The 14,058-nt window shown below is 64.0% G+C and carries 13 protein-coding genes and 1 pseudogene; 2 read left to right on the plus strand and 12 right to left on the minus strand.

Translation table 11 applies throughout. The annotated features are described in order from the left end of the window. The first annotated feature begins 4 nt into the window (after window positions 1–4). Both Q9R13_RS11010 and Q9R13_RS11015 read left to right on the plus strand, forming a co-directional pair. The gene (locus tag Q9R13_RS11010; protein ID WP_310961228.1) at window positions 5–2,155 is read left to right on the plus strand and encodes an acetate--CoA ligase family protein; all 2,151 of its coding nucleotides are present in this window, start codon (window positions 5–7) and stop codon (window positions 2,153–2,155) included. A 187-nt stretch (window positions 2,156–2,342) separates the two neighbouring features. After that, window positions 2,343–3,585: pseudogene (locus Q9R13_RS11015) on the plus strand (IS256 family transposase). Window positions 3,586–3,665: 80 nt separating this feature from the next. Here Q9R13_RS11015 and Q9R13_RS11020 read toward each other — a convergent pair. The 12 genes from Q9R13_RS11020 to Q9R13_RS11075 all read right to left on the minus strand — a co-directional run bounded on the left by Q9R13_RS11020 (window position 3,666) and on the right by Q9R13_RS11075 (window position 13,974). Then, the gene (locus tag Q9R13_RS11020; RefSeq protein ID WP_310961229.1) at window positions 3,666–4,520 is read right to left on the minus strand and encodes an SDR family oxidoreductase; all 855 of its coding nucleotides are present in this window, start codon (window positions 4,518–4,520) and stop codon (window positions 3,666–3,668) included. Window positions 4,521–4,590: 70 nt separating this feature from the next. Further along, a complete protein-coding gene (locus tag Q9R13_RS11025; protein WP_310961230.1) occupies window positions 4,591–5,424 on the minus strand; it encodes a FadR/GntR family transcriptional regulator in 834 nt (277 codons plus the stop codon). 48 nt (window positions 5,425–5,472) lie between these two features. Continuing rightward, the gene (locus tag Q9R13_RS11030) at window positions 5,473–5,967 is read right to left on the minus strand and encodes a hotdog family protein (RefSeq protein ID WP_310961231.1); all 495 of its coding nucleotides are present in this window, start codon (window positions 5,965–5,967) and stop codon (window positions 5,473–5,475) included. Further along, window positions 5,967–7,151 (minus strand): acyl-CoA dehydrogenase family protein, encoded by a 1,185-nt coding sequence (locus Q9R13_RS11035; RefSeq protein WP_310961232.1) that lies wholly within the window; start codon window positions 7,149–7,151, stop codon window positions 5,967–5,969. Before Q9R13_RS11035 ends, Q9R13_RS11030 begins: the two co-directional genes overlap by 1 nt. A gap of 33 nt (window positions 7,152–7,184) precedes the next feature. Further along, on the minus strand, window positions 7,185–7,514 hold the full coding sequence (locus tag Q9R13_RS11040) for a hypothetical protein (protein ID WP_310961233.1): 330 nt from the start codon (window positions 7,512–7,514) through the stop codon (window positions 7,185–7,187). Window positions 7,515–7,528: 14 nt separating this feature from the next. Continuing rightward, window positions 7,529–9,316 carry an acyclic terpene utilization AtuA family protein gene (locus tag Q9R13_RS11045; RefSeq protein WP_310961234.1) on the minus strand — a complete coding sequence of 596 codons (1,788 nt, stop codon included), beginning with the start codon at window positions 9,314–9,316 and terminating at the stop codon, window positions 7,529–7,531. A 3-nt stretch (window positions 9,317–9,319) separates the two neighbouring features. After that, window positions 9,320–9,775, minus strand: a complete 456-nt coding sequence (locus Q9R13_RS11050) for a hotdog family protein (protein WP_310961235.1) — start codon at window positions 9,773–9,775, stop codon at window positions 9,320–9,322. Then, the gene (locus Q9R13_RS11055; RefSeq protein WP_310961236.1) at window positions 9,772–10,272 is read right to left on the minus strand and encodes an FAS1-like dehydratase domain-containing protein; all 501 of its coding nucleotides are present in this window, start codon (window positions 10,270–10,272) and stop codon (window positions 9,772–9,774) included. Before Q9R13_RS11055 ends, Q9R13_RS11050 begins: the two co-directional genes overlap by 4 nt. 12 nt (window positions 10,273–10,284) lie before the next feature. After that, window positions 10,285–11,475 carry a CaiB/BaiF CoA transferase family protein gene (locus Q9R13_RS11060; RefSeq protein WP_310961237.1) on the minus strand — a complete coding sequence of 397 codons (1,191 nt, stop codon included), beginning with the start codon at window positions 11,473–11,475 and terminating at the stop codon, window positions 10,285–10,287. Then, entirely contained in the window at window positions 11,475–12,245 is a 771-nt protein-coding gene (locus Q9R13_RS11065) for an ABC transporter ATP-binding protein (protein ID WP_310961238.1), read from the minus strand. Before Q9R13_RS11065 ends, Q9R13_RS11060 begins: the two co-directional genes overlap by 1 nt. Window positions 12,246–12,247: 2 nt before the next feature. Continuing rightward, the gene (locus tag Q9R13_RS11070) at window positions 12,248–13,006 is read right to left on the minus strand and encodes an ABC transporter ATP-binding protein (RefSeq protein ID WP_310961239.1); all 759 of its coding nucleotides are present in this window, start codon (window positions 13,004–13,006) and stop codon (window positions 12,248–12,250) included. After that, a complete protein-coding gene (locus Q9R13_RS11075; RefSeq protein ID WP_310961240.1) occupies window positions 13,003–13,974 on the minus strand; it encodes a branched-chain amino acid ABC transporter permease in 972 nt (323 codons plus the stop codon). The genes Q9R13_RS11070 and Q9R13_RS11075 overlap by 4 nt, the downstream gene beginning before the upstream one ends. Window positions 13,975–14,058 lie beyond the last annotated feature (84 nt).

Consider the following 14,058-nt stretch of genomic DNA (forward strand, 5'->3'; position numbering starts at 1 on the left):
GTCGGTGTTGAACCCAATTCCCGTTCCCGAGGACATCGGCAAGAAGGTGCTGAGCAAATACGGCATCCGGACGACCTCGCAGAGTCTGGTCACGAGTGTTGAGGATCTGCAGCGGTGGATCGGCCAGGTCGATCCAGCGGCCGTCGTACTGAAGCTGTCGATGGATCGGCTCACACACAAGTCGCGTGTAGGCGGCGTTCGGACAGGCGTGTCGCCCGATGCGGCGCCGGATGCGTATCGGGAGTTGGCCGAGCGCGGTGCAGCCTTGACCGAGGAATATGGATCGTTGCGCGGCGTACTTGCTGAGGAGGACGCCGGCACGGGCGTCGAAGTCGCAATCGGACTGCATGTGGACGACGACTTGGGTCCGCTGGCCATGATCGGCAATGGTGGCAGTGCCATCGAGGAGACTCGTTGCGTTGCATTCGCGCCGGCCCCTCTCGACCGCGCTGCCGCGGACGACCTTGTTCGGCGATGGTCCCGGCTTCCCGGCTCTGTCGCTCCCGTCATCGGGAGGTCCGAGCAGGCGAGCCTTAGCGACACTCTTGTCCGAGTCGCCGGCGCGGACGGATTGGCCATGAGAGAAGACATTGCGACGGTGGACATCAATCCGATCATCGTCACCGCGGGCAGCACGGTCGCTGTGGATGCCGTGCTGATCCATGCAAGTGATGGTGGCAGTCCACGAGCATGGCTGAGCCGGATGAGCGCCGCGATGGGAGTCGAGGCGCCTGCGCTGCGCGCACTGTTCGATCCGACGAGCGTCGCGGTCGTCGGGGCCTCGGGTGACGAAACCAAGGCCGGAAACAGGCTCACCAAGAATCTCATCGACTTCGGCTATCGAGGCGCGCTCTACCCGATCCATCCGACTGCAGCGTCGATCCTGGGTTTGCCCGCTTACCGCGCGCTTCGCGACGTACCTGGACCTGTCGACAAGGCGATCGTTCTCGTCGGTAGCGGACAGGTGCCGGACGTCATCGGAGAGTGTGTCGAGGCCGGTGTTGAGGTCGCACAGATCTACTCAGCCGGCTTCTCCGAATATGCCGGCTCAGAGGCCGCCCTTGAGGGAGAGATTCTGGCCAGGATCCAGGGGACGACGACCCGCGTGGTGGGCCCGAACTGCTGGGGTGCCTACAGTCCTCGCTCGCGGATCACAACGACGACGGCAGACGCCGCGGGGATCCGCGACGGTGGCGTTGCCTTCATCAGTCAGAGTGGGACTCACTTCGTCGACATCGTTCGACGCTCAAGTGTTCGCGGCCTGCCGCTCTACGGAGCGGCATCGGTCGGCAACTGTCTCGACGTGAAGCCGCATGAGTTCGCCCGCTTTCTTCTCGATGACGAGAGAGTCACGGTCCTCGGGCTTTACCTTGAAGGCACCGTGCAGGCTCGGCAACTGGCGGAAGTAGCCGCGGCGTCGACCAAGCCCGTCGTGGTCATGCGAGGTGGACGAAGCGAAGCCGGCAGCCAGGCCGCCAGCAGTCACACTGCCGCATTGGCCACGGACGACGCCGCGTGGACCGCAGTGATGGCGGCCGCAGGCGTGGTGGTGGTCGACACCATCGAGGAAATGATGGATGCATTGTCCGCGATCGACCTGTTTGGCAGGCTCGCGGGCCCAAGGCTCACTGTCTTGGGCACGGGCGGCGGCGTTGCTGTTACAGCGGCCGACGTGGCGACAACGGTTGGGTTGGAGGTTGCGGCCTTCACTGAGAGCATTCAGCAACAGCTGTCCGAGCGCTTCGGTTCGCCCGGCACGAGCATGGCCAATCCAGTTGACCTCGCAGTATGGAATCTCTTCCCCAGTGACGCGAGTGCGGTCGCGGACCTGCTTGGCGTCGTCGCCGACCCCGCAGTCACCGACTCGTGCATCGCATATCTGGAAATGGGCTCGCTCTTCGACATGTCGGAGCATGGCCGTGCGCAACGTCTGATCGATCTCCTTCTCGCGGACATGGAGAAGGCGGCAGTCGGGAAGAAGCTCTCACTGGTGCTCCGTTCGGGTGGGGCCGCGTGGGAGGACGAGATCGTCCGCGCAGCCGAGAGGCGACTTCGCGCCGCGGGAGTGGGCGTCTACTTCCGGATTCAGGATGCAGTGCGCGCTCATGCCGCCGTGTGGCGAGCCTCGTCACGCCCGGCAGCCGTCGGTGGGTGAGCTCTGCGGTTGACCGACCGAACAGGCCACCTCCGCATCGGACCGCTCATCGAGGGGAGAGTCCCCTGGAGTGGTGCAACTCGGGCCCGCGGATTCGTGCCGGCTCGTGTCGGTCCCGGACGTAGGTGGGCCACCGCGTGAGGCTTTGTGAGAACCGTCCAAGGAACTCACGAAAGGCTTCTCCACGATGGCCCTGTCCCAGTCTGCCCTGCTCGAGCTCGTCGAGGATCTCAAGACCACCGATGCGAGCGAACTGATGCGTCGGATGCTCGCCACGATGCTCCAAGAACTCATCGACGCCGAGGCGTCCGCGGTGATCGGCGCGGCGCCTCACGAACGCACCGAGGCCCGCACCACCCAGCGCAACGGGACCCGGGAGAAGGTGGTCACGACCGGTATCGGGGACGTGGGCGTGAAGATCCCGAAGACCCGCACGGGGTCGTTCTTCCCGGCACTGCTCGCGCCGCGGCGGCGCATCGACGTCGCCTTGCACGCGGTGATCATGCAGGCCTACATCGAGGGCGTCTCGACCCGCCGGGTCGATGACGTGGTGATCGCGATGGGCGGCACCGGGGTCTCGAAGTCCGAGGTCTCTCGGATCTGTGCCCAGCTCGACGCCGAGGTCGCCACGTGGCGCACCCGACCGCTGGATGAGCAGGCGTTCCCGTATGTGTTCCTCGACGCGACCTATTGCAAGGCCAGGATCAACGGTCGGGTCGTGTCCCAAGCGGTCGTGATCGCTACCGGCGTCTCCGCCGACGGGCACCGTGAGGTCCTGGGCTGTCAGGTCGGCGACAGCGAGACCGAGGAGTTCTGGACCGAGTTCCTCCGCGACCTGCGCGGCCGTGGCTTGGGCGGTGTCCAGCTGGTCATCTCCGATGCCCACAGTGGCCTGGTGGCCGCGGTCGGTGCCGTGCTGCAGGGCGCTGCCTGGCAACGCTGCCGACTCCACTTCATGCGAAACGTGCTCACCAAGGTTCCCAAGGGCGAGGGCGAGATGGTCGCCACCTGGATCTGCACGATCTTCACCATGGGCACCCCGAAAGCGTGCCCAGCTCGACCACGTCGCCGACACCCTCCAAGCCGGCCACCCCCGCGTCGCTGAGATGCTGCGCGACGCCAAGGCCGATGTGACCGCGTTCTCCGACTTCCCCCAAGCCCACTGGCGCAAGGTCTGGTCGACCAACCCGCTCGAGCGGCTCAACAAGGAGGTCAAGCGCCGCACCGACGTCGTCGGGATCTTCCCCAACACCGACGCGCTGCTACGGCTCTCGGCCTGTGTCCTGATCGAAGCCCACGACGAGTGGCAAGACACCGACCGCCGCTACCTCTCCGAGGGATCGATGGCGCTGCTCTATCCAACCGAGCCGACCGCACTGATCACCACCGTGACCACCGTCGAGGAGGTGCCCGAACTCGCTACTGCATGATTGACCCAACTCGCGAAGTCACACGCGAAGAGTTACACCACCCCACGGGACGTCACCTCGTGGCGCCGTCACCTTCTCAGTTAGTTCGCGGCAGGAGTCGCACCGCTCGCGTCGAAGTACCGGCCTGAGGACAGCCACTTGCCTCCGTCAACCGTGAGGCTCGCTCCTGTGATGAACGAGGCCGCCGGGGATAGCAAGAAGACCGAGGTCCAGGCGATGTCCGCAATCGTGCCCACGCGCCTGAGGGGCACCGACTGGGCGACTCGAGCGAGGTGGCCGATACGATCTGTGCCCATGCGGGTTGCGGTGTCCACACCTTGCGTAGGCGTGTAGCCGGGGGCGAGCGCGTTGACGCGGATGCCGCGCGGCCCCCATTCCACGGCAAGGCTCTTGGTCAGCGAGTCCACGCCCGCCTTGCCTACGCCGCCGTGAACCCGGCCGGGGTTGCCCGTGATCGGCGACGTGCTCGTGATGTTGAGGATCGCGCCGGCCTTTCCAGCGATGAAGAGGCGCTTTGCGAATGCCTGGCACATGAAGAACGTGCCGAACGCATCGGTTTCGACGACCGCGCGGAATCCGTTCGGAGTCAGATCTTCGGCGGGTACACTAAACGTCGCACCCGCGTTGTTGACGAGAAGGTCTAGAGTTCCGAGGCTCCCCTCGGCCGTGTCGACTGCTGCCACGATCGCTTCCGGGTCGCGCACGTCGCAAGTCACCGTTTTGATTGCGCACCCTTCGCGCCGCATCTCAGCCGCGAACGCTGCAAGCGTCTGCGTGTTGCGACCTGCGACGGCGACCGTGGCGCCCGCAAGCGCCAGGGCAGTAGCGATGCCGCGACCCAAGCCACTCGCGCCGCCGGTCACCATCGCGACGTGACCGTTCATTAGGCCCGACGCAAAGGGGGATTTCTCGCGAAGATCTTCGATCAGAGTCATCAACAGAGTCCTTTGTCTGCAAACGGCTGACCGGGCCGAGTGTCCAGGACACGCTGTCCATCGCGAGCGTTCATCGCGGTCCTGGCCACGACCACGGCACAACCTGGCGGAGCGCAGCTGGGAACTCCATGGTCGCGTATTCTTCCCACTTGGCCAGATGGTGCCTCATCCGGTCTTCGGCGGCCTGACCGTTGCCGGTATGCAGTGCTTCGGTGATCGTCTGGTGCGCCGCAATGACCCCCTTTCGTGTACGCGGCGTGTATGACAAGCCCACGACGTGGCCGTCCATGATGTCGAGCAGCGAGTCGGCCAGGTATCTGAATAGCGTGTTGCCTGAAGACCAAGCGACGACGTTGTGGAACCGCGCGTTGAGTCCCCTGAAGTACGCGTCGTCGTCATCATCGACGTGCCCGTTCATCTCATCGATCGTGCTCTGCAACTCGATCAGCGCCGGCTCCTTGATGCGTTCGGCTGCGAGACGGCAGATCATGGGCTCGATAGCCGCGCGGACCTCGACGATTGACTCGAACGGCGTGCGCTGAAGTTGGAGGAGGAAGACGATGGTGCTGGCAAAGTGGCCGGAGTCTGGCTCCTGAACGTAGGGGCCGCCATTCACGCCCTGCCTGATCTGCACGGCGCCCTGGTACTCAAGAAGACGCAGTGCCTCGCGGACGGTCGCACGCCCGAGGTCGTAGCGGTCCACCATGACCTTTTCGGGCGGGAGCGCGTCGCCAGGAACCATGCCCTCGCGAACGATGTCCCGCAGGATTGTTTCTGCGAGCAAGATTGACGACTTGACCGGCTTCGGCACCGACCGGACCGGACGCGGCGGTAATGGGGCCGTGTCACCGCCGGAACCGTTCTGGTTGCGCAGATTGTCACCGGAAACGTGCGTGGCCATCATGACCCCTCTCTCGGGATAACGCTGCGCATATTTTCGCAGCAGGCCTGCTCATAGCGTCGACCGACCGTCGAGCCGCGCCACCGAAACGTCGCATAGGGCACGCCGTTCATACTCTGCGATGACCCGGCCCTCGTGGTCGGACACCGCGTCGTGGAAGCAGATCACCCCCCGATCGGACTTGCTCGTTCGAAGGATCCGCAAGAGCGCCGAGTCAACGTAGATGGTGTCGCCAGGGAAGAGTGGCGAACGGAATCGGATGCCTTCGTACCCCACCAGTGCGATGAGTCGTACACCGCGCTCCTTCAGCGGTGGCTTAATCGCCGGGGTGGCGATACCAAGTGCAAACGCCACGATGCAGGCTCCGGCAAGCATGCGCTCGTGGTGCATGGTCTGCTCGACGTGGATCCGGTTGGTGTGGATCTCCTCGAAAGTCCAAGTCAGGTTGGTCATCGCGCTGAAGTCGCCTTCGGTGATGGTCCTACCGACACTTCTGACTGTGAACACGAAGCCGTCCGGCAGCACGAAGGTGTCAGGTTCGCTCATCACAGCTTGTCCAGGAAGGAGCGGTACGGGCTTCCGAAGAGGTCACGACTGACGATGACCTTCTGCACCTCGGTAGCGCCTTCGCCGATCCGCCGGATCCGCAACTCGCGGTACCACCGTTCCAAAGGCATCTCCCGGCTGACCCCCATTCCGCCGTGAACCTGGATCGCTCGGTCGACTACACGCGAGGCAGCTTCGGTTGCCGCGACCTTGGCGAGTGCCGCCTCGGTCCGGAACGGTCGACCAGCGTCGGCGGTTGCGGCCGCGTGTAGCACCATCCAGGTGGCGGACCGGATGTCGTGCTCGCTCTCCACCAACATCCAGGCGAGGCCTTGGTGCTCTGAGAGCTTCTTCCCGAAGGCCTCACGGATCTTGGCGTACTCGACGGCGAGTTCCTGTGCGCGAATGGCGATGCCGATGCAGGCCGCGCTGTAGGGGATGCGGTTGCGACTGAGACGTTCGTTCGCGAGGGAGAAGCCCTTGCCAAGCCCACCGAGGATGTTCTTCCCCGGTACCCGTAGATCATCAAGGCTCAGCTCGGTCGCAGGATGACTGGACCGAAGCGTGTGCACGATTCGACGAACGCTGAACCCCGGGGTTTCAGTGTCGACGATGAAGCAGGTCACGCCATCGCGGCCAGGACCCCCAGTGCGTGCGAACAGGAGGGCGTAGTCCGCTTCGTGGGCGTGGCTGATCCACAGTTTCGATCCGTTGATGATCCAGTCGTCGCCGTCCTGAACGGCTCGCGTCTGGATGCTGCGCCCCGGGTCGCTACCACCGGAAGGCTCCGACAGGGCAAAGCAACCGCGTATCTCGCCAGTCACCGTCCGGTCGATGTACTTCTCCTGCTGGTAGGGAGTCGCGTGGGCCGTCATGACCGGCAGATAGTTGGGGTATCCGAACGCGTCGTAGCACGGTGCATAGAGGCCGGCCCGATGCTGTGACATCTCGATCGCGAGGAGACAGCGGGTAACGAGGTTGATCTCCGGCCCGCCCAGTTCCGGCGGAAGATCCATGTTGTACAGGCCCATCTGACGTGTCACGGAGGTCAGCCGCTCGTAGACGTCATGGGGAACTTCGGTCTCATCCGGGTCCAGGTGCTCCTCGACCGGCAGGATCTTCTGACGGACGAACTGGCGGACGCTGTGGATCAGCGCGCGCTGTTCATCGCTGATTTCAAACATGATGGACTCCTCTTGATGGATCAAGCTGGCATCTCAGGCGGGCCTGATGCGACCGGGCACGTGCGTGCCCCTCTCGCGGAGGCGGACAGGTTCCTCGCCGGCGTTTCTGAACTTGTGGTCAAGGACGAGTTCGACGAACCGGGACATGTAGAGGACATGTGGCTCGTAACGGAACTCGAGCCCCTGCGCGCCTCCGTGCCCTAACTCCCGGTCCAGCGCCGAACGCAGACCGAACGGTTCCAGGGCGCCGGCAAAGCCGATGTCGATGACCTCACCTGTCGGTTCACGTATCTCGAAGACGCCGGTTCCAATGATGACCCGTGACAGATTCTCCGGTGTTGCCCTGATCCATGGTGCGGTCATCCAACTGCTACTCATCAGGCCACATCCTTCGATTGAGGCACCAGTACCAAAGGAACATCGACCTCGCGGCTCAAGATGTATTCGGCGAGCCCCTTGGCCTGCGAGTCGAAGCGAGCCACCGAGGCGGCACCGTCCCCCAGGAGCCCGTGCACGACGAAGTTGAGTGCCTTCAGGTTCGGTAGTTCTGTCACTGTGATGGGCAATTCGTCTGCTTCTGGCATCAGCGCGCGGAACGCATCGACGGTCAGGGTTGCCCTCATCCATTCGTACCCGGCGTCGTCGCACGCCCACAGGCCGACGTTCGCGTTCGCACCCTTGTCACCCGAGCGCGCCGCGAGGACTTCGCCGAGCATGACCCGCACGGTTTCCCCGTACGAGGACACTCGGCGCGGCCCCGGGTCACGAGCAGGGCGTCCTCCGGTTGGTTCCCCCACGCCGCAGAACGGCTGTGCGATCGACAGCGTCGAGCCGTCCATCAGGTGGACCGTCTCACTGAGCTCGGCCCGCGGAATCAGACAGGGCCAGTGAATCCCGGACTGCGAGGATCGGCGTTGGCTGTCCTCGAGCAGGAAGAAGCCGGGGAAGCTGGACAGTGCGAGGCCGATCGCTGCGTCGAAGATTCTCCGCCCGAGGACCTTGTTGTCCTTCGCCGTGAAGGTCACCAGGTATCGAGCGAGCGCGAGCTCGTTGGTTGGGGCATCGGCTCGGTCAGTGCGGACCAAGCGCCAGGAGATGTCGTCGAAACAACTGACGTCGGCGAGGGTTGCCAGCATGCCCTTCTTGAGTAACTCAGCTTTGGCCTCCACGTGGGATCCCGTGATGCCGAACCCGACCGATTGACGATGCGGACCAAGGCAGGACATTGATACCTTCGCGCTGGAGGGAGCGGGTAGGCCCTTCGCCCCGCTGATTCGGACCCGATCGGGACCTTCCTCTTCGACGTGCAACGTGTCGAGCAGCAACACGGCGTCCGGATTCGGATACTCGACCCCGGCCACTTCGTAGACCAGCTGCGCAGTCACCGTCCCGATCGAGACCTGACCCGGACTGCCGGGATGCTTGGTGATGGTGGCCGATCCGTCGCGCCGCACCTCGGCGATTGGGAAACCCGGCAGAACGAGGTCTGGAACCTCGTCGAACCGGGCGTAGTTCCCGCCGCTTGCCTGCGCTCCGCACTCGATGATGTGGCCCGCGGCAATCGCGCCGGCGATGGCGTCGAAGTCATCCTCGGCCCAACCAAAGTTCCAAAGCGCCGGGCCGACGACAAGCGAGGCATCAGTGACCCTTGGGCAGATGACGACTTGAGCGCCATGGTCGAGAGCTGCAGCGATCCCGCGGCCTCCGAGGTAGGCATTCGCGGTGACTGGGGCAAGGCCCGATGAGTCGAGCCGCACCCCCGTATCCAGGTTGGTAAAGGTGTGGCCGGCCGCGCTGAGCTCGCCCAGACGAGGCAGGAGGTCGTCCCCGGTCACGTAGGCGACGTTGAGATCGATCCCCACCTCGCCGGCGAGCGACGAGAGGTCCCTCGCGAGTCCGGCTGGGTCGAGGCCTCCGGCGTTCGTCACGATCCGGATGTCCCGTTCGACACAGGTACTGAGCACCTCTTCCATCTGACGCAGGAAGGTGACGGCATAGCCGGGTCGCCCCGCGGACCTCGCCTTCCAGAGGATGAACATCGTCAGCTCGGCCAGGTAGTCACCGGTGAGTACGTCAAGCTCGCCGCCCTCCACCATCTCGCGTGCAGCGCTGAACCGATCTCCGTAGAACCCAGAGCAGTTCCCGATGCGAAGTGTCGCTTTCACCTCTCACACCTCCGGTCGCCGCGGAAGGATGATCGTCGCTTCGCCGATGGCGCACTCGACCTCGTCGGACTCCCTGACCTCGCTCACCTTCAACGTGATGCGCTGATAGCCCGGCCTGGCGTCGGGCTCGCTGCCGGTGACCTCACCTCGACAGGTGAGAACGTCTCCCGGGCAGGCGTACCGTCTGACCGAGTACTCGAGCCGCTCGAGTCGGCCCGCTTGGCCCATCCAGTCCGTGCAGTAGCTGGTGATAAAGGCGCCATGCAGGTGCGATTGAACCAGCACGTTGGGGTATCCCTCGGTTGCCGCATACGCCGCGTCGTAATGGATCCGATGTGCGTTCCAGGTAACGGCGCAATACCGGAAGAGCTGGACGTTCGACGGCTCGCGTCTCGCATGCTCGAGCTTTTGGAACGTCGACACCTGATCGCCGTATCGGACGCTGACTGCCCTGCTCATCGGCCGAGCACCGTCCTCACTGAAGTCATCAGCGGCGTGCCGCCCGCTGTCTTGTAGTTGTTCCGGACCTTTATAACCATGAGGAGCCCGGACCTCGACTCGCGAGCCGTGACGTCATCGAGGTGGCTGGTCATCACGACCTCGGTATCTACGTAGACCGGGGCGTGAAAGATCATTTCCTCACCGCCCCCCATCAAGCGCACGCCTTCGAGTGGGATCCACTGCATGTCGTCGCCCTTGGTCCCGTCGATCCTGAGCTCGTCCTCTGACCCGCCGTCGGTCCAGTCGAGGTAGGACGGCAGGAAGTTCGGCGGCACGACGATTCCGTCATACCCAGCCGCCTTGGCTGCGGCTTCATCGAAGAAGATCGGGTTGTTGTCTCCGATCGCTCGCGCGTATCGCTGGGACGTGAGCGTATCGATGGTCGTGCGCATCGATGGCGACGAGTCGCCGATGTGTCGCTTGACCTCTTCGATGAGTTCAGCACTGACTGTCATGGTTGACCTTTCTCACGCGATTGAGTTGCTGGCTCGGAGTGCGGCGATCTCGGCTTCGGTGAGCCCGAGATCGCCCGCGAGGATCGAATCGGTGCTCTGTCCCTTGGCTTCGGGTCGGAGCGGTTCACGTTGGGGTGAGGCCGACATGAAGATTGGGGAGCCGAATGCCCACCAACGCCCGCTTTGGTCGACGACTTCTCGGACCACGCCGCGGGCCTTCACGTGTTCGTCCGCCAAGAGCTCGGGCAGCGTGACGACGGGCTCACACAAGACATTGACGTCTGCTAAGCGGTCGACGATCTCCGCGCGGGTGTGACCGCGAACCCAGTGGGCGACGATATCGTCGACCTTGTCCATGGCGGCGCACCGCGCCTTGTTCGTGTCGAGTCGCGCGTCGTGCGCCCTCGGGTCATCGATAAGGTCGCGCATCCGACGCCAATGCGCATCGGTTGGGCAGATCAGGGCCAGCCACCCGTCGGATGCCTCGTAGGCGTTGTACGGACTCACCGCGAGACCGCCGTTGCGGTTGCCTGTTCGTTCGGGAATCGAACCGCCGCTGCTCACGTAGCCGGCGATGTTCGAGGACAGTGAGGGGATGATCGCGTCCTGGAGCGCCACCTCGACATGCTGGCCTCGTCCGGTGATCGTGCGCTCGAACAGTGCCGCCAGCACAGCAGCCGCCAGGTGTGACCCGGCAATGAAGTCGACGACCGATGGCCCAGTTCTCACTGGAGCTCCGTCGGGAAATCCCGTGGTGCTCATCACGGCGGTTAGGGCCTGGACCGTAAGGTCCATGGCCGGCTGTCCCGCCCGCGGTCCGAACGAGCCGAACCCGGTACCTGAGGCCAGGATGACACGCGGATTCACACGCGAGAGCTCCTCGTATCCGAGCCCAAAGCGATCGAAGGCTCCCGGCGCCAGGTTCTGCACCACGACATCTGCAGTCTCTACGAGCCGCTTGAAGATCGTGGCGCCCTGCTCGGTTCGTAGGTTGATAGAAATGTTTCGTTTCCCGGAATTGACCAGTCCGTACTGAACAGCAAAGTCCGCGTCCACACCCGTTGGAACGTGTCGGTAGGGGTCGCCGGCGGGGGACTCCACTTTGATGACATCGGCGCCGAGGCGACCCAGAAGCATAGTGCAGTACGGCGCGAAGTAGAACTGGCCCACGCAAAGGACACGAACACCGTCGAGCGCTGACATCACAACTGACCCTCTCCGAGCCGAATATCTTGAGCCGCGAGCGGCACCTGATCGCCCTTTTGTTTGGCTTGTCCAAGGTAGGAGGCCTCGATGAGGTGCCGCGCGCTCGTGTCGGTGAGGCGAGCGACCTCGCCAGCGCCATCGCCGTGGAGAACCAAGGCCGATTCACACAAGGCTTCGACCATCCCCACGTTCTGTTCCACGAGCAGGATGCCGACACCCTGCTTCGCGATCGATCGAAATATGTCTGTGATGGCATCCACAACGCTCGCGGCCAAGCCGAGTGAGGGTTCGTCGACGATCAGGTAGTCCGGTTCGAGCACGAGAGCGCGGGCGATTGCGAGCATCTGCTGCTGGCCGCCGCTGAGACCCGCTGCAAGTTGGTGGCGCCGCTCCCGCAGCACCGGAAAGAGCCCCTCGACCGTTCCGAAGTCGGAGGCCTTGCGCCCACGCACGCTGGCCGCCAAACGCAGATTCTCATGGACGGTCAGGGTCCCGAATACCTGTCGATTCTCCGGCACGAGACAGACACCGTGCTGAATCCTCTGGCGCGCCGATCCCCCGCGGGGCAGTGCATGCTCATCGACGAGAACGCGCCCTGACCACGTTGCTAGGAGTCCCATGATCGACCGTGCCAGAGTCGTCTTACCTGCGCCGTTGCGGCCGAGTACGCCGAGCACTTCGCCACGCTCAAGAGTCAAGCTGACTCCGTCGAGAACGGTTTGGCCGCGTACGTATCCGGTGCGCAGGTCTGAGATTGTCAGCGCCATCACTATGCCTCGGTCGATCCGGGCTCGTCGACTCGCCCCAGCAGGGAACGCCGCACTGGGGCTGAACTCAATACGTCCTCGACACCGCCGGCGCCGATCAGCGAGCCGGACTCAAGAGCGATGACCTCGTCGGCGACCCGGCGCATGAACTCGAGGTCGTGTTCGATGAAGAGGATCGCGATGTCGGGACGTCGATCGCGCAGGCGTCGGAGGAGGTCGGCGAGGTTGACCCGCTCTTGGGCGTTCAGGCCCGCCGCTGGTTCATCCAGGAGGAGCACGTCGGGTTCGGCAACCAGTGCCCGAGCGACTTCGACGAGCTTCTGCATGCCAAACGGTGTCTCGTGTGGGAGTAGGTCCGAAAATTCATCCGCACCCACCAGGGACACCGCGTCTCGGACGCTTAGCCCAACGGACGGCTTGAGGCCCATACCCGCGCTGCGCCCGGACAAGCCGACAGCGACATTGTCGGCGATCGACAACAGCTCGATCAGCTGCGGGTGCTGGAAGGTCCTGGCCAAACCGCGGCGCCGACGGTGGTGGGGGGGACGCCGGGTGATGTCCTGTCCCCGAAACTCCACCGACCCGGTCGTGGGGATGTAGATGCCCGTAACCAGGTTCAGGAGGGTCGTCTTCCCCGAGCCGTTGGCTCCCACCACGCCCAATGTCGAGCCCGCCTTGAGATCAATGCTGATGTTATCCAGCGCCCGTATGGCGCCGAAGGAGATGCCGAGGTTCCGGGTCCTGAGGATTACGCCGCTCATGCTTGCTTCCCGTCAGCGCGGGCCGCGCCCGTACCACTGGGTGGGCTGACGGCAACCTCCCGCACCCGGCGAATGGACCAAGTGCCAGCGATCCACACCGCGCCTTCCTCGATTCGCGTCCAGATTCCACTTGTTCCGAAGAGGATCACAAGCAGGAGAAGGAGACCTAGGAGCAGCGGTTCAGTGCCACCTGCGTCACCCGAGAGGACGATCGGAAGGACACCAACAAGCCCACCTCCGATCAGCGCGCCGACGGCAGTGCGCGCACCTCCGGCAAGCGTTCCCACCAGTAAGTACAACGACAAGGTCAGCGTGAACTGGCCGGGCACGATGAATCCCACCACAAGTGCGTAAAGCGCACCGCCCAGTCCGCAGAGTGCGCTCGAGGCCACCCAGCTCACCCACTTCACCTGGCGAGGATTGATGCCGAACGTACTCGCCGCAAATGCACGCTTCTTCGATGCATGCATGAGGCGGCCCGGCCTACCGTGTCCGAGTGAGAGAAAGGTCGCCCCGCACAAAATGAAGACAGCGACAACCAACCAGATCGTTGCCGGAGTCGTCCCCCCGATCGGCGCGCCGAACAGTCGAAGATCGACCGGCGTCGCCAGACCGTTGCCGCCACCCGTGTAGTTGGCGGCATACAGGATCAGATCTGGAACGGCGTAGGAAAGCGAAAAGGTCAGCAGCGCTGTGTAGACGCCGGTGAGTCGCACTACGGCAAAGGACAGGGCGGCCCCGACGCAGGCGGTGGCGAACGTCCCGATGACAAGGGCAAGGAGCAAAGGCATGTGGCGCGCCTCTAGGTACGTGGCGCAGTAGGCCCCGATCGCCATCAATCCACCTTGGGCCAGGTTGACCTCTTCGAGGAACCCGGTAACCACATTGCCGCCCAAGATGACGATCGCGTAGGTGAGAGCGAGAACGAAGGCGTAACTCGATGACGCTGTCGGGGAGTTCGCGAACAACAGTGCACCGGCAACGACAATTGATACCAGGACTCCTTGTCGCCAAAGCAATAGCGGGCCTCGACCCGTGACCGCGCTCGTGAC

This window comes from Nocardioides marmorisolisilvae, assembly GCF_031656915.1.
GTDB classification, from domain to species: Bacteria; Actinomycetota; Actinomycetes; order Propionibacteriales; family Nocardioidaceae; genus Marmoricola; species Marmoricola terrisoli.